13 protein-coding genes are annotated in these 15,341 nt (G+C 71.4%); 10 read left to right on the top strand and 3 right to left on the bottom strand.

The window, feature by feature from the left end; all coding sequences use genetic code 11:
- The first annotated feature begins 28 nt into the window (after positions 1-28).
- The 6 genes from KDM41_08560 (at position 29) to KDM41_08535 (ending at position 5,487) form a co-directional block, all read left to right on the top strand.
- A complete protein-coding gene (locus KDM41_08560; GenBank protein ID MCB1183473.1) occupies positions 29-685 on the top strand; it encodes a sigma-70 family RNA polymerase sigma factor in 657 nt (218 codons plus the stop codon).
- Positions 682-1,434 (top strand): hypothetical protein, encoded by a 753-nt coding sequence (locus KDM41_08555; GenBank protein ID MCB1183472.1) that lies wholly within the window; start codon positions 682-684, stop codon positions 1,432-1,434. Before KDM41_08560 ends, KDM41_08555 begins: the two co-directional genes overlap by 4 nt.
- 124 nt (positions 1,435-1,558) lie before the next feature.
- A complete protein-coding gene (locus KDM41_08550; protein ID MCB1183471.1) occupies positions 1,559-2,083 on the top strand; it encodes an O-acetyl-ADP-ribose deacetylase in 525 nt (174 codons plus the stop codon).
- Between the two features lie 11 nt (positions 2,084-2,094).
- Positions 2,095-2,517: an EamA family transporter gene (locus KDM41_08545; protein ID MCB1183470.1), complete on the top strand. Its 423-nt coding sequence runs from the start codon at positions 2,095-2,097 to the stop codon at positions 2,515-2,517.
- Positions 2,518-3,064: 547 nt separating this feature from the next.
- Positions 3,065-4,039 (top strand): hypothetical protein, encoded by a 975-nt coding sequence (locus tag KDM41_08540; protein MCB1183469.1) that lies wholly within the window; start codon positions 3,065-3,067, stop codon positions 4,037-4,039.
- Positions 4,040-4,047: 8 nt separating this feature from the next.
- Complete coding sequence (locus KDM41_08535; protein MCB1183468.1) at positions 4,048-5,487, top strand: sulfatase; 1,440 nt, start codon at positions 4,048-4,050, stop codon at positions 5,485-5,487.
- A 29-nt stretch (positions 5,488-5,516) separates the two neighbouring features.
- Here the strand turns inward: KDM41_08535 and KDM41_08530 are convergent, their stop codons facing one another.
- A complete protein-coding gene (locus KDM41_08530) occupies positions 5,517-5,957 on the bottom strand; it encodes a DUF2214 family protein (protein MCB1183467.1) in 441 nt (146 codons plus the stop codon).
- A gap of 223 nt (positions 5,958-6,180) precedes the next feature.
- On the opposite strand from KDM41_08530, the gene KDM41_08525 reads away from it, so the two are divergent.
- Positions 6,181-6,525: a helix-turn-helix transcriptional regulator gene (locus tag KDM41_08525; GenBank protein ID MCB1183466.1), complete on the top strand. Its 345-nt coding sequence runs from the start codon at positions 6,181-6,183 to the stop codon at positions 6,523-6,525.
- Entirely contained in the window at positions 6,522-7,850 is a 1,329-nt protein-coding gene (locus KDM41_08520; GenBank protein ID MCB1183465.1) for a type II toxin-antitoxin system HipA family toxin, read from the top strand. Before KDM41_08525 ends, KDM41_08520 begins: the two co-directional genes overlap by 4 nt.
- Before the next feature lie 16 nt (positions 7,851-7,866).
- Here KDM41_08520 and KDM41_08515 read toward each other — a convergent pair whose 3' ends face one another.
- Positions 7,867-8,928 (bottom strand): porin, encoded by a 1,062-nt coding sequence (locus KDM41_08515; protein MCB1183464.1) that lies wholly within the window; start codon positions 8,926-8,928, stop codon positions 7,867-7,869.
- Positions 8,929-9,073: 145 nt separating this feature from the next.
- Between KDM41_08515 and KDM41_08510 the strand changes: the two genes are divergently transcribed.
- Both KDM41_08510 and KDM41_08505 read left to right on the top strand, forming a co-directional pair.
- Positions 9,074-11,752, top strand: coding sequence for an ABC transporter substrate-binding protein (locus KDM41_08510; protein ID MCB1183463.1), 2,679 nt, complete (start codon positions 9,074-9,076; stop codon positions 11,750-11,752).
- 85 nt (positions 11,753-11,837) lie between these two features.
- Positions 11,838-14,525 carry a protein kinase gene (locus KDM41_08505; protein ID MCB1183462.1) on the top strand — a complete coding sequence of 896 codons (2,688 nt, stop codon included), beginning with the start codon at positions 11,838-11,840 and terminating at the stop codon, positions 14,523-14,525.
- A gap of 8 nt (positions 14,526-14,533) precedes the next feature.
- Here the strand turns inward: KDM41_08505 and KDM41_08500 are convergent, their stop codons facing one another.
- Entirely contained in the window at positions 14,534-15,313 is a 780-nt protein-coding gene (locus KDM41_08500) for a viroplasmin family protein (protein ID MCB1183461.1), read from the bottom strand.
- Positions 15,314-15,341: the final 28 nt, after the last annotated feature.

The following is a 15,341-nucleotide window of genomic DNA, read 5'->3' as shown; positions in this document are numbered from 1 at the left end:
CCCCGCCGCTTCCCCGGGATCCCCTGCCATGAGCGCTGACGGCTCCGAACCCCTTCCGTCATCGGCTTCCGAGCTCACCGGACTCGTCGTCGGATACGTGTCCGGCGACGCCGCCGCCGGCGAACGCCTGTTCGCCATCGTCGGCCATCATGCGGCGGTCACGACGCGCGTCTTCCTGGGCCGCGACGCGGCCGACGCCCCCGACATCGCCCAGGACACCGCGCTGGCCGTTCTCGAATACATCCGGCGTCGCGGGGGCTTCGACGGCAATCTCGTCTCGTTCACGGTCACGGTGGCGCGCAACCGCTGCCGCAATCACCTGCTGTGGGCGGGCCGCCGGGCGGCGTCCGACGTGACGGAGTTCGCCGACGAAGTGGCCGACGACGCCCACGGCCCCCTCGCCCTGCTCGAGGAGCGGGAGCGCGACGCTCTCGTGCGGCGGGCCCTCGCCGCCCTGGACGACGGTTGCCGGCGCCTGCTCGAGGCCCTGTTCCGCGAAGGGCGTACGGCCGAGGAAATGCGCGGGGAGGCCGGATTGAAGACGGTCGCCGGTCTCTACCACCGCCGCGCGGTGTGCCTGGCCCGGGCCGGTCGGCTCTTGAGCGACCTGCTCTTCGATTGTTCTTCCGGTGGGGAATCGCGAACGGACCACGACGGAAACGGGGACTGGAGGAGGAAGTCGTGACAGACAACGCCGCAGCGGGCGCAGGGGGGTTCGAGTGCGTCGACCCCCGCTGGGGAGAACGCCTCGCGCGCCTGGACGATCCGGAGACGAACCCGGCCGAAAGGCAGGGTCTGGAAGATCACCTGTTCATCTGCGACGCCTGCCGGCTGCAGCGCGCGGCCGAGGCGGCCGTGATCGCGCACCTGACGGCGGCGCCGGCGGCCGGCACCCGGCCACGCCGGTTGCCGCACCGCCGCGCGTTCGTCGGCGTTCCCGCCTGGAGCGCCCTGGCCCTGGCCGCCTCGCTGGCCGGCGTGTTCCTGTGGCCGCCCGCGTCCCCGGACACCGGTGCCCGCCGGGCCGCTCCGGACGCCGGCTTCGTGCGGCCCGTCGAAGGCGAGGTCGTGCACAGCGCGACACCCGTGCTGCGCTGGAATCCCGTGCCGGGCGCCACGGCCTACGAGGTCGAGATCAGCCAGGTGGAGGGGGACTACACCCTGAAGGCGCGGGCCGACGCGGCCGAGTTGCGCGTGCCGGCCGAGACCCCGCTGCCGCCGGGCGCCATGCTGCGCGGCGTCGTGCGTCCGATCCCGACCGACCTGGCCGGGCCCGTCGACATGAGCGTCGCGTTCCGCCGCGCCGGCTGGACCGCCTACGCCCTCTACCGTCTGCGCACGGCCCCGTTCGTGCTGCACCTGCTCCTCGCGGCCGGTCTCTTCGGGCTCCTCTGGGAGTGGCCGCGCCGCCGGCGGGCCGCCCGGCAGCGCTAGCAGGTCCGTCCCTGTTTGGGGTTGCCTCGGCCCGGCGTGATGGGATACTCGTCGCGGATCGGACCGGCCGGCCCGGGGCACTCCGCCCCGCGACCACCGGTCCGCGACCGGGAGCGCACCCCCTTTGAGCGAATCGATCCGCGACCGCCTCGCCGTCGTCTGGGACGACATCACCAACCTCGCCGTCGACGCCATCGTGAACGCCGCCAACCGCGACCTTTCGGGCGGCGGGGGCGTGGACGGCGCGATCCACCGCGCGGCGGGCCCGGAGCTCTCGCGGGCCTGCCGGGCCCTGGGCGGCTGCCCGACCGGCGAGGTGCGCCTGACCTCGGGCTTCGGCCTGCCCGCCGACTTCATCATCCACGCCGTCGGACCGGTGTGGGAGGGGGGCGACCGGGGCGAGGCCGAACTGCTGGCGTCGTGCTACCGCGCGGCCCTGCGCCTGGCCGAGGCCGAGGGCTTCCGCACCGTCGCCTTCCCCTGCCTCAGCTGCGGCATCTTCGGCTACCCCCACGAACTGGCGGTGCCCGTCGCCGTGGGCACCGTGGCCGCGACGCTGCCCGATTGTCCCGCCATCGAACAGGTCATCTTCGTCACCAACGACCAGGAGCTCGAGGCGCGGTACCTGCGCGCCGTCGAGAACCTCTGAGGAGCGCATCCGTGAAAGCGATCGTGTTCGCCCTGCTGACCGCCGCCTGCTGGGGCATCGGCGGCTACTTCGAGAAGCGCGGCCTGCACCTGGGACACCTGCCGCCGCAGCTGGGCATCGCCCTGCGCACGGCCGTGGCGGTGGTGGTGCTCGGCGCCGTCAGCGCGCCCCACTGGAAGACCCTGGGCCAGGCCGGCACGCGGCCCCTGCTGTACATGGTGATCGGCGGCGGCCTCGTGGCCGGTTCGCTGGGCATGCTGTGCTTCTACACGGCGCTCAAGAGCGGCTCCCTGTCGCGCGTGATGCCGATCGCCTTCACGTCGCCGCTCTTCGGCGCGGTGCTGGCGCTGACGGTGGGCGGGGAGACGCTCACGACCAAGGGCGTGTTGGGCATGCTGATGACGGTGGGGGGGATCATCCTGCTCAGTCTCTAGCAGGCTGTCGAAAAACTCCTCCCGGCCCGCGGCACACGTTGCCGAACCGATCTCCGCGTCGCGATCCCTTGCCGCAGCTACGGCCACGGCGGCGGGATCGCGCCTCGATCTCGGCCCGGCAAGGCGCACCGGGCACCAGAATGAGTTCTTCAACAGCCTGCCAGGCGACCGCTCGGCCCGGACAGAGGAACACCCCCGGCACCATCAACCGGGGGTGTTCGGGCCTGGCATCGTAGCTCCCCGACCAGCGATCTCCGGGGGATGCTCCCTGACGGGAACAAGGGGAGAGACGAGACCGCGGTCGGCGATGCCAGGCTGGGCGAGGGCCTGTCGAGCCAGGCTTTTTTGGGCGGGCACCGCCGACCCCTGCGAGAAGCAACGATGCCCTGACGCCATCAAGTCACAAGCGCATCATTTATGACTTAATGTTGAAAGCATTATATGAACTCGACAAAAGCGCGTCAAGCATATAGAATGATTTTTTCCGGCGCGGCCGAGGGGGTCCGTTCCAAGACCAACGGATCAAGGGATTTGGGGGGCAGTGCACGTGGCGATGGGACGCCCGAAGAGCGATGACAGCCCGCGGAAGTACGAGGAGTCCTTCCGGCTCTTCCGCTTGAGCCGTCCCGCCGGGCCCCGGGCCCGCAGCGCCAGCGACGAGATCGTCGGCTTTCTCGAGTGGGCCATCGCCCAGGGCGTGCCGGGCTTCGGCGAAGGCGACATCATCAGCGTCTCGGCCCTGGCCAAGGGTGTGCGCAAGTCGCGCAACACGGCCGGCAAGTCGGTCGAGTCGCTGGTCACCAAGGGCATGCTCATCCAGAGCAAACCCAAGTCGCCCTACCAGATCGTTTCCCAGACCCCCATCTTCGCCAACACCGGCGTCGTGGCCGACGAGCAGATCTCGCTCACGTCGAAGCTGCGGGCCTACTCGCGCATCAGCCGCGTGGGCGCCTGCGAGCTGCGCGAGGGGCGGTCGCGCGCGGAGCCCCTGGCCGGCTTCCTGCGCGACGAGTTGCGGGCGAGCCACGATCCGCTCGTGCACGAGGCGGCGGCGGCCTACTGGGACCGCGGCCACTTCCCCTACTACCTGCGGTTGCGGTCGGTGGACACGGCGAGCGGCGAGGCAGGGGCCCTGCTCGAGATCACCTACCTGCGCCTGCCCCAGCCGGCCGAGGCGTGCTTCCGCGAGGGGGTGGCGAGCCTGCGCGACCACCGCGTCACGCAGATCAGCCTGTATCCCCTGCTCGAGCAGTGCGGCCTGTCGGACATGCGTTCGGGGCGGTCGCACGCCACGGTGTCGACCACGCCGTCCCTGCTGTTGACCAGCCTGGCCGAGTCGGTCGATACTGCGGGCATCGACATGTCGGCCTTCGGCGAGGACCGGTCGCTCCTGAAATGGACCTACGGCATCTTCCATCCCGAAGCCCAGCCCATGATCACCTTCTCGGTGTGCTACGTGCACACCGACCTGCTGAGCATCTTCATCCGCAACCTCGATGTGGAGCTCGGCGAACCCCGCTGAGCCGAACCATGACGCCCACGTTCCTCCGCATCGCCTTCGTCCGCAGCCTCGGGTCGTTTCTGCTGGCGGCGGCCTGCGTGGTGGCCGGGTGCGGCCGCGAGCGTCCGGCCCCGTCCGGCCCGTACGTGCCGGCGCCGCGGGCGCCGGTGATCATTCTCGGCCTGGACACCGTCCGCGGCGACCACCTGCACGCGGCGGGCAAGCGCGACATCCGCACGCCCTATCTCGACGACCTCGCCGCCGACGGCGTGCTCTTCACCCGCTGCCAGTCGACGGCGCCGTGGACGGCGCCCGCCTTCGCCTCGGTGATGACCGGTCTGACGACCTTCCGCCACGGCTACGTGGGCGGCCGCCATCTGAAGCTGGACGACGCCCTGACCACCCTCGCCGAGCGCCTGCAGGGCGAGGGCTACCGCACGGGCGCGTTCGTCAGCATCGACTGGCTGACCCCGGAGTTCGGCATGGGGCAGGGATTCGACCGGCATCTCTACCTGCGCACCGGCGGGCGCAAGAACGGCGGCCTGATCACCGACCGCGGCCTCGCGTGGCTCGCCGAGGAGGGGGACGGTCCGGCGTTCCTCTTCCTGCACTACTTCGACGCCCACGCGCCCTACACGCCGCCGGCCCCCTTCGACGGCATGTACTACGACGGCGATCCGCGCGGGCCGGGCGAGCCGCTGATCGACTTCCTGCGCTCGGACCGGAACCACGCGGTCGATGCCGTCAACCGGGAGCGCATGTACGACTGGCTCGACGGCGTGACCGACTGGGACTACCCGGTGCGGCAGTACGCGGCGGGCGTGAGCGCGGTCGACCACGAGGTGGGGCGGGTGGTGCAGGCGCTGAAGGCCGCGGGCCTGTACGACCAGGCGCTGATCATCGCCGTGGGCGACCACGGCGAGCACCTGGGCGAGCACGATCTCTGGTTCACCCATGCCCAGCCCTGGCAGGAGGTGCTGCAGGTGCCCCTGGTGATCAAGCTGCCCGGCGGCCAGTTCGCCGGGACGGTGGTCGGGCGGCGCGTGTCCCTGCTGGACGTGCTGCCCACCGTCTGCGGGGCCCGCGGGCAGCCCAAGCCCAACGACGTCGACGGCCGCGACCTCATGGAGGTGCTCACCGCGCCGGACGCCGCGCCGCCGTCGCTGCTGCTGGCGGGGCACGGCAGCCGGGCCGACGACTGCTGGCAGACGCTGGTCGTGGACGAATGGAAGCTGGTCGTGCGGTGGCGGGACGGGACGCGGCGGGAGATGCTCTTCGACCTGACGGCCGATCCGGGCGAGACGCGGGATGTGGCGGCCGATCACCCCGCGCGTGTGGCCGCCCTGCGCGACGAGCTCCTGCGGCGCATCGATCCGGAGCAGCCGGTCACCCTGCGGCCGCCGCTGGGCGACGACCACCTGAGCCCCGCCGCCCGGCGGAAGCTGCGTTCGCTCGGCTACATCCACTGAGCGGGGCGGCGCCGCGCGCCGTGCGCGGGTCAGGCCCGGTAGCCGTACCCGTGGGCCATGAGCACGCCCAGCAGCGGGATCAGCACCAGCACCGCCATCTCGATGACGAGCAGCCGTCCGGTGGCGGCCGGGTAGGTCACCGTCGTTCCGTTCGCGGCGCCGCGGGCGCGGAAGAAGCGCACGGTGGGCACCAGGGACAGCCCGAAGACGATGGCGAAGAGCGTCACCTTGATGTGGAAGACGAAGTTCTGCCCGTAGTAGGCCGCGGACTTGCCGTAGACGAAGACCTTCAGCAGGCCGGTTGCGAGCACGACGACGGCGGCGAGCCCGTAGAGGGCGTCGATGCGGGCCAGGCGTCGGGCGACCTCGCCGCTGACGGCGGGGCGGAACAGGGCCAACTCGGCGGCGAGGGTCGCGAAGAGGAGACCGAAGCCGAGGTAGTGCAGGTAGTGGGTGATGACTGCGTCCATGGTCCGTCCCGGGTTGGGGTGGAAGGTCTGGGCACAAGATGGGGCCGTTTCCCCAGCGCGCAAGCGCAGCCGTCAATCTGTCCTTGTGTTGGATATATCCATCATAATTAGAAAATTTGATCGCTAAGTTGGATATACCCATCAAAAAACACGATTTTGTTTATGATGGAAATTGCCGATATAAAGTGTGTTTGCTATGTTGATGTCGGGAAAAGGAGGCGTTATGGACATCTACGCCGTCAGTGACCGCGAGTTGTTGCGGGATCTCGGGGAGCGGTTGCGCCAGGCCCGGCTGCGCCGCAATCTCTCCCAGCAGGAACTCGCCGACCGCGCCGGGCTGAACCGCTCCACCGTCAGCGAGTACGAACGGGGCGCGTCGACGAGCACCCTCACCCTGGTGCAGGTGCTGCGGGCGCTCGAAGCCCTCGACGATTGGGGCGCCCTGGTGCCGGATCCGGGTCCGAGTCCGCTCGAGCTCGCCCGGCGGGGGGGCACGCAGCGTCAGCGGGCCAGCGGGCGCCGCGGGTCCGACGCCGCGGACGACGACGAGGGCGGTTCGTCGTGGTGAGGCCGGCCCCGGCGGGGCGGGTCGAGACGGCCCTCGTGCGCCTGTGGGGCGAGGTGATCGGAGCGGTGGCCTGGGATCCGGCCGCGGCGGCCGCGACCTTCGAGTTCGACCGCGAGTTCCTGGCCCGCGGCCTCGACGTGGCGCCGCTGCAGATGCCCCTGGCGGTGGCGCGGCGCGGCGACGCGCGCTTCACCTTCCGCAACCTGCCCCGCGACACCTTCCATGGTCTGCCCGGCCTGCTCGCCGACGCCCTGCCCGACGCCTTCGGCAACAGCATCATCGACGCGTGGCTGGCCCGGCAGGGGCGGGCGCCCGCGAGTTTCAGTCCCGTCGAGCGGCTCTGCTACACCGGTGCGCGCGGCATGGGGGCGCTCGAGTTCGCGCCCGCCCTGCAGGCCGACTTCGACACGTCGACGCCGGTCGAGGTGGCCGAGCTCGTGCATCTGGCCCAGGCGGTGGCGGGCCGGCGCGCCGGCATGACGGGCGATCTCGCCGACCGCGCCACCGAGTCGCTCCTCGACATCATCCGCGTCGGCACCAGCGCGGGGGGAGGGCGGCCCAAGGCCGTCGTGGCCGTGAACGACAGCACGGGCGAGGTCCGGTCGGGACAGGTGGCGGCGCCGCCCGGCTTCCGCCACTGGCTGCTGAAGTTCGACGGGGTGCACGACCACGAACTGGGCGCGCCGGCCGGCTACGGGCGTATCGAATACGCCTATGCGGCCATGGCGGCCGCCGCCGGGATCACCATGATGCCGTGCCGGCTGCTCGAGGAGGGCGGCCGCGCCCACTTCATGACGCGCCGTTTCGACCGCACCGACGCGGGGGAGAAGCGGCACCTGCAATCGCTGTGCGCCATGGCCCATCTCGACTTCAACCAGCCCGACCGGCACGCCTACGAGCAGGCCTTCCAGGTGATGCGCCGGCTGCGCCTGCCCTATCCGGCGGCCGAAGAGCAGTACCGGCGCATGGTCTTCAACGTGATCGCGCGCAACCAGGACGACCACACCAAGAACATCGCCTACCTGATGGACCGCGACGGCACCTGGAGCCTCGCGCCGGCCTTCGACGTGACGTACGCCTACAACCCGGACGGAGCCTGGACCGCGCGCCACCAGATGTCGGTCAACGGCCGGCGGGAGGGGATCACGCGGGCCGACCTGCTGGCGGTGGCGACGGAGATGAACATCAGGAAGGCCGACGACGTGATCGCGGACGTGGCGTCGGCGGTGCGGCGCTGGACCACATTCGCCGCCGCGGCGGGCGTGCCCGGCGACGTGGCCGCGCGCATCGGGGCGACGTTCCGTCGCGACGTCGGCGATCGCTAGCGGCCCGTCGGGAGCCTCATTCCGGCGCGGTCATCTCGAAGTCGTAGCGCAGGCCGAGGCTGACGACGGTGTCGTCGTAGCCGTCGACGCCGTCCACCGTGAAGCGGCCCCATTCGCCGTGCAGGCGGAAGTCCGGCCCGAAGCTCCGTTCCCAGCCCAGGGCGAAACCCGTCACCGTCGGCACCGCCGCGATCACGGCGGCGGGGTCGGCGTAGGCGCGTCGGGCGATCAGGCCGGTGCCCGAGTCGTCGCGCCCCGCCTGGGCCTTCAGCCGCCAGGCGCCGAGCCGGCAGGCCAGGCTGGCGAAGGCGCCGAAGCCGTCGCGGGCGGCGAGGTCGGGGGCGCCCGGTTCGAGCAGTTCGGTCCACTGGGCCAGGCCGCCCACGGTCCAGCGGCCGACGGCGGCCATGGCCACGAGCCGCGTGCCGCGGAAATCCTCGATGCCGTCGTTCCACGCGACGGCGGCGTACACCGGGCCGCTCCGGAAGCGCTTGTCGCCCCAGGTCGCGGCGAGCTGCAGGTTGGGATTCTCGCGCCGGGGATCGCCGACCGGATAGTACTCGTCCGCCAGCAGGTAGCTGGCGCCTGCCTGCAGCCGACCCCAGCGGGGCGTCTTGTACTCGAGGGAGTCGCCGTGGCGCTTGTCGCCGGGAAGCAGGCGATCGTGCTTGGTCGCGTAGTTGTCGAAGGCGTCGACGAAGCCCTTCGTCATCTTGAACACCGGGTCGATGCGGCCGGCGGCCAGCCGCCCCCACGGCCCGGCGATGCCGACGTAGGTGGGGCGCGAGGTGAACGGGGTCTTCGCGGCGGCCTGGTCCTCGGCCTGGACACCGGCCTCGATGCGGTAGAAGAGGCTCCAGGCGTCGCCGAGGGGCCGCTCGCCCCGCAGGCCGACCCGGGTGAAGTTGTTCTCGAGGCTGGTGCCGGCGACCGGTTCGTGGGGAGCGCGGCCGGAGTCGGACCAGGTGAGGGACATGTCGAGGCGGCCGTAGAAGACGGGAGCGGCCGGGGACGGGGCGGCCGCGACGGCCACGACGACGAGGACCAGCGGCGGGAAGGCGCGGCGGCAACGGCGCATGGAGGACTCCTTGCCGGCGATTATGGATGGCCTTTGTTCAAAGGTCCAGATTCCTTTATCGGCTTGCGGGGGCGGGGCTTGATCGGCTAGGCTTGAGGCAGCCCCGTTCTCGCCCGGAACGCCGGCACCGGCAGAGGCCCCCGACATGCGGCTGACAACTCCAGTTTCGTGGCTCTTCCTGGCGGCGTCGCTCGCGCTGCTCGGGCCGGCCCGGGCCCCGGCGCACGAACCTCCCACCGATCACATCGTCCTGCAGCTGAAGTGGCGCCACCAGTTCCAGTTCGCCGGCTACTACGCGGCGGAGAAGGAAGGGTACTTCGCGACGGCCGGTCTGGACGTGGAGCTCCGGGCCGGCGGGCCCGAGGTGAAGGTGGCCGAGGAGGTCGTCAGCGACCGGGCGCAGTTCGGCGTCCTGGCCTCCGAACTGGTCACCGAGCGGGCCCGCGGCGAGCCGGTCGTGCTGCTGGCGACCATCTTCCAGCATTCGAATCGCGCCATCATCGTGCGGGCCGACGGTCCGGTGTTCACGCCGCGCGACCTGGTCGGGCGCGAGATCATGCTCAACCGGGCCGAGGAGGCCGAGTTCATCGCCATGTTCACCCGGGCGGGGATCGATCCCGACCAGGTGCGCATCCTGGCGAAGGACCGCACGGCCCTCGACCGCCTCGTGCGCGGCGAGATCGTCGGCATGAACGGGAGCATCGCCAACCAGCCGTACCTGCTGTCCGAACGCGGGGTCGAGTCGCGGCTGCTGCGGCCGTTCGAGTACGGCGTCGACTTCTTCGGCGACGCCCTCTTCACCTCGCAGCACGTCTGGGACGAGCACCACGACGTCGCGGTGGCCATGCGCCGCGCCGTGCGGGCGGGCTGGCGCTACGCCATGGAGCATCCGGGCGAGATGGTCGACTACATCCTCGATCACTACGCCACCAACAAGACCCGTGAGCAGTTGCTGTTCGAGGCATCGGCCCTGCGCACGGTGATCCTGCCCGACCTGGTCGACATCGGCCACATCAGCCACGACCGGGTGCAGCGCACCTTCGCCACCTACCACGAACTGGGCATGGTCCCGGCCGAGCCGGGCCTGGTCGGCTTCATCGCCGACGAGGGCGAGCCGGCGGGGCTCGGTCGGCGGACCCGGCTCCTGCTGCTGGCCGGCCTGGCGGTGGTCGTGGTCGTGATCGCGGCGATGCTCTTCTTCAATCGGCGGCTGACACGGCTGGTGGCCGCCCGCACCGGCGCCCTCGAGGCGGCCAACCGGTCGCTGCAGGACGAGGTGGCCGAGCGCGAGCGGGCCCAGGCCATGACCGCCGCGAGCGAGCGGCGCTACCGCACCCTCATCGAGGGCTCCGGGGCGATCCCGTTCCGCATCGACCTGAAGGAGCGGCGCTACACCTACCTGGGGCCCCAGATCGGGGCCCTGCTGGGGCGCCCGGCGAGCCATTGGAAGACCTGCGCCGACTGGCTGGCCGCCGTGCACCCATCCGACCGGCCGCTGGTCGAGACGGAGCGCCTGCGCCGGCTCGAGGCCCGCGAGGACTTCGACCTGGAGTACCGCATGCTGGCGGCCGACGGCAGCGAGCGCTGGCTGCTCGAGGTCGTCTCCGCGGCCGGCGAGGGCGACGAGGTGGTGGGCTTCATGCTCGACTTCACCGCCGTGCGCAAGGCGGCGCGGCAGCGGGACGAACTGGAGGCGGCGCAGCGCGAGACCCGCAAGCTCGAGTCGGTGACGATGCTCGCCGGCGGCGTGGCCCACGACCTGAACAACCTGCTCATGCCGATCCTCGGCCATCTCGACCTGCTCGAGGCCGAGCTCATCCTGCGGGACGGGGAGCGGGAGAGCTTCGCCGCCATCAGGCGGGCCGCCGAGAGGGCGCGCGACCTGGTGCGCCACCTGATGGCCTGCGGCGCCTGTCAGATGCTGTCGTTCCGCGACGTCGATCTCGGCGCGGTGATCGACGGTGCGGCGGGCGGCCTGTCGCGGCAGCTCGGGGGGGACCAGCACCTGGAGGTGACGGTTCCGGACCGGCCCCTGGTGGTGCGGGCCGACGAGGAGCAGCTCGTCGCGGCGCTGGAGTGCCTGCTGGACAACGCCGCGGCCGCCATGCGGTCGGGGGGCACGGTGCGGCTGCGGCTCACCGCCGATCCGGCGCCGGCGTGGGCCGAGCATCCGGGCGAGCCCTGGGTGCGGCTCGAGGTCGAGGACACGGGCATCGGCATGGCGCGCGGCGACCTCGAGCGGGCCTGTGAGCCGTTCTTCACCACGAAGGGCCGGGCCTATGCGGCCGGGCTGGGGCTCGCCAAGGTGACCGGCATCGTGCGGCAGCACGGCGGTCGGCTCGAACTGGACAGCGCGGAGGGCGTCGGCACGACGGTGAGCCTGTGGCTGCCCTGCGCCGGGGAGCACCCCATGCGCGAAGCCACGCCCCCGGTCGCCGCGCCCCGGGCGTCCGCCGGGGGCACGGAGGTGCTGGTGATCGAGGACGACGAGGCCGTGCGGCTCTACCTGAACCGCACGCTCACGGCGCTGGGCTACCAGGTGAGCGAAGCGGCCTCGGGGCGGGAGGCGGTCGGCATGATCGGGGCGAAGAGCGGCGGGTTCGACCTCGTGCTGTCGGACGTGATCATGCCGCGCATGTCCGGCCTCGAGGTGTACGAGCAGGTGCGGCCGGACCACCCCGACCTGACCTTCGTCTTCATGTCGGGCTACGGCGACGAGGTGCTGCCGTCCCCGACGACCCCGGAGCGCGTGCACTTCCTGGCGAAGCCGTTCACCCGCGAGGAACTCGTGGCCAAGCTGAACGGGATCCGGGTGGCCCGGTAGATCACCGGAGCCGTTTTCTCCGATTTCCGCTATGCTGGTGCGGTCGGCGGGAGCCGACGGGGGGTTGAACCGCGGAGAAGCAGTCATGGAACGGGGAACGCGACTGGCCCACTACGAGGTGGGCGAGAAGATCGGCCGGGGCGGCATGGGCGAGGTGTACCGGGCCCGGGACACCAAGCTCGGGCGTGAGGTCGCCCTGAAGCTGCTGCCGCCGGAGTTCGCCGCCGACGGCGAGCGCCTGGCGCGCTTCGAGCGCGAGGCGAAGGTGCTCGCCTCGCTGCACCACCCGAACATCGCCAGCATCTTCGGCTTCGAGAACGTCGCCGGCACCATCTTCCTGGTCATGGAGTTCGTCGACGGCGAGGACCTCGCCGAGGTGCTGCGCAAGGGGCCGCTGCCGGTCGACGAGGCCGTCGACGTGGCGCGGCAGATCGCCGAGGGGCTCGAGGAGGCCCACGAGAAGGGCATCGTCCACCGCGACCTGAAGCCGGCCAACGTCAAGCGCACGCCAGACGGCAAGGTGAAGGTGCTCGACTTCGGCCTGGCGCGCGCCTTCGCCGGCCAGTCGTCGGGCGAGGAGGTCATCTCCAGCGCGCCCACCATGACCGCCGCCATGACGCAGGTGGGCACCGTGCTCGGCACGGCGGCCTACATGAGCCCGGAGCAGGCGCGGGGGCGCGAAGTCGATCGTCGCGCCGACATCTGGGCCTTCGGCGTGATCCTCTTCGAGATGCTCACCGGCAAGCAGACCTTCGTGGGCGAGACGGCGAGCGACACCCTGGCGGGCATCCTGAAGTCCGATCCGGAGTGGAGCGCACTGCCGCCGAAGCTGCCCTTCCAGGTGGAGCGCGTGCTGCGCCGCTGCCTGGAGAAGGATCCCCGCCAGCGCCTGCGCGACATCGGCGAGGCGCGGGTGCGGCTCGAGGACCCGGCGGCCGAGTCGGGCATGTTCACCCAGGCCATGGCGACCGTGGCCGCGACGCCCGGGGGCCGGGGCGGCCCGGCGCGGATCGTGCCCTGGGTGCTCGTCGCGGTGTTCGCGGCGGTGGCGGCCTGGTTCGCCCTGGGCGGTCGGGGCGGCGGCGACGACGCCACGGGGCCGCTGCATCTGGCCCTGCCGGCCCCCGACGGCGCCAATTTCCACGTGACCGGATCGTTCCCCGGCCTGCCCGAGATCTCGCCGGACGGCACCATGGTCGCCTTCAGCGCCCTGGACGCCGAGAACAACACCGTCGATCTGTACCTCCGCTCGCTCGACCAGCCGCGCGCGATCCGGCTCTCGGACACGCGCGACGCCCAGTACCCCTTCTGGTCGCCGGACAGCCGCTGGATCGCCTACTACGACCGCAACACCGGGCTCATGAAGATCCCGGTCGACGGCGGGCCGCCCCAGAAGATCTGCGACGCGGGCAACGGCAAGGGCGGCAGCTGGAACCGGCAGGGCGAGATCCTGCTGACGACCGACTACAACACCTCGATCCGGCTGGTACCGGCCGCCGGCGGCGAGGCGCGCGCGGTCACCGACCTGGCGGCCGACCGGGAGTTCAACTCGCACCGGCATCCGCAGTTCATGCCCGACGGACGCCACTTCATCTACTTCGCCCGCGCCGGCGGCAACCGTGACTCGGAGATCCGTTTCGCGAGCCTCGACGGCGACTCCACGCAGGTCGTGACCCACGCCCGCGTCATGGGCACCTGGGCCTCGGGCCGCCTCGTCTACGAACGCAACGGCAACCTGGTGGCCCAGCCCATGGACCCGCGCACCGGGCGCCTGTCGGGCTCGCCGCAGATCGTGGTCGACGACGTGATGATCATCAACGGGGCGGCCCGCGCCGCCTACTCCATCTCGTCCGAGGGCTCCCTGTGCTACCTGCGGGGCTCGGCCGAACAGCTCTCGAGCCTGAACTGGATCGGCCGCGACGGGGTCGTCGCCGAGCCGGCGGCCGAGGACGACAACTACGCCATCGTGGCGCTCTCGCCGGATGGGCGCTACCTCGCGGCCAACACGACCATCGACCAGATCGGCACCTGGGACATCTGGCTGATCGACCTCGAGCGGGGCCTGCGCTCGCGCTTCACCACGCATCCGGCCGACGACCTGGACACGGCCTGGAGCCGCGACGGCCGGCGGCTCTACTTCATCTCGGACCGCTCGGGCCACTACTCCGTGTACCGCAAGGAGGTCGGCAGCCCCGACGCGCCGGTGCCCGTCTACGAGTCGGGCCAGGACGTGCGCCTGCTCGACGTCTCGGCGGACGAGCGCACCCTGATCCTCGCGATCGCCGGCGAGAAGACCCAGTTCGACCTGTGGGCCGTCGATCTGGACGACCCCGACCACCCGCGGGTGGTGCGCCAGACCCCGGGGACGGAGCTGGGCGCCGCGCTCTCGCCGGACGAGAAGTGGTTCGTCTTCTCCTCGGACGAGTCGGGCACGGCGCAGAGCTACCTGGCGCCCTGGCCCGCCATGGCGCCGCTGGTGCAGCTCTCGGTGAAGTCGGGCACGCGGGTCGCCTGGACGAAGGGCGGGCGCGAGGTCGTCTACCAGCAGATCAACGGCACGCTGACGGCGGTGGCGGTGGACATCGTGGACGGGCGGCCGCGCATCGGCAGGCCGCAGGAGCTGTTCGTCATCGGGCCGCCCGACATGGACGCGTGCAACTGGTCGGTGTCCGCCGACGGCGAGCGCTTCGTCGTGATCGACGCCAAGGAGACGGCGGTGCCGCGCCACGTGAACCTGGTCCTGGGCTGGCCGGAGATCCTGCGCCCGGAGTAGGCCGCGCCTCAGCCCTTGCGCATCTTCAGGACGTCGGCGGGCTCGTCGGGCACGGGGAACGGTTCGAGGCCGCGCACGCGCTTGTCGATGGCGTGGATGGACATGCGGTCGGCCAGCTCGTTGCCCTCGACGCCCACGTGGCCGTTCACGTGCAGCACCTGCACCTTCTTCCCGAGGCGTTTGTACAACGCGAACATGGGCTGGATGAGGTTCAGGTTCGCGATCTCGCCGCCCTGCTTCCGCCAGCCCTTCTTCTCCCACCCGAAGGCCCACTTCGTGACGCACTGGATGGCGTAGCTCGAGTCGGCGAACACGGCGACGGTGCGGCCGGCGGCGACCTCGTCGGCGGCCAGCTGCAGGGCGTGGTGCAGGGCGTTCAGCTCGGCGGTGTTGTTGGTGCCGCGGGGTTCGTAGAGGCCGGAATACAGTTCGGTGAGCAGGCCGCCGCGGTAGACGGCGAGGCCGCTGCCCGCCTGGCCGGGGTTGGGTTCGCAGCCGCCGTCGGTGAAGATCTTCACGTCGACGTCGAGGGCGTCGATGTCGGCGGTGGTCCAGGTCTTCAGGGCGTTGGCGCCGGCCGGGCGCTTCTTCTTCGCGGCGGCCTCGGCGCGGGCCTTGCCGAGGGAGGGGCCGGCCCCGGCCGCGAAGGCCTGCTCCGCCTCGAGGCGGGTCTTGTACGACTTGTAGCGCGCGCCGGGGTAGCCGTCGATGTGGCGCTTGCAGGTGGTCCAGTCGGTGAAGATACCCGTCTGGTGGCCCTGCCAGATGACGTAGTACTTCTGGGCCAAGGTTTTGCTCCGTCGAGGGGGTGGAGGG

It is taken from the genome of bacterium, from assembly GCA_020440705.1.
Lineage (GTDB): Bacteria > Krumholzibacteriota > Krumholzibacteriia > LZORAL124-64-63 > LZORAL124-64-63 > JAGRNP01.
This window is presented reverse-complemented; position numbering and strand designations above follow the sequence as displayed.

What these genes read in the sequence shown, in the direction of transcription:
- KDM41_08560 (MCB1183473.1), top strand. Translation starts at nt 29, where the DNA reads ATGAGCGCTGACGGCTCCGAACCCCTTCCGTCATCGGCTTCCGAGCTC.
- KDM41_08535 (MCB1183468.1), top strand. Translation starts at nt 4,048, where the DNA reads ATGACGCCCACGTTCCTCCGCATCGCCTTCGTCCGCAGCCTCGGGTCG.
- KDM41_08530 (MCB1183467.1), bottom strand. Translation starts at nt 5,957, where the DNA reads ATGGACGCAGTCATCACCCACTACCTGCACTACCTCGGCTTCGGTCTC.
- KDM41_08525 (MCB1183466.1), top strand. Translation starts at nt 6,181, where the DNA reads ATGGACATCTACGCCGTCAGTGACCGCGAGTTGTTGCGGGATCTCGGG.
- KDM41_08515 (MCB1183464.1), bottom strand. Translation starts at nt 8,928, where the DNA reads ATGCGCCGTTGCCGCCGCGCCTTCCCGCCGCTGGTCCTCGTCGTCGTG.
- KDM41_08510 (MCB1183463.1), top strand. Translation starts at nt 9,074, where the DNA reads ATGCGGCTGACAACTCCAGTTTCGTGGCTCTTCCTGGCGGCGTCGCTC.
- KDM41_08505 (MCB1183462.1), top strand. Translation starts at nt 11,838, where the DNA reads ATGGAACGGGGAACGCGACTGGCCCACTACGAGGTGGGCGAGAAGATC.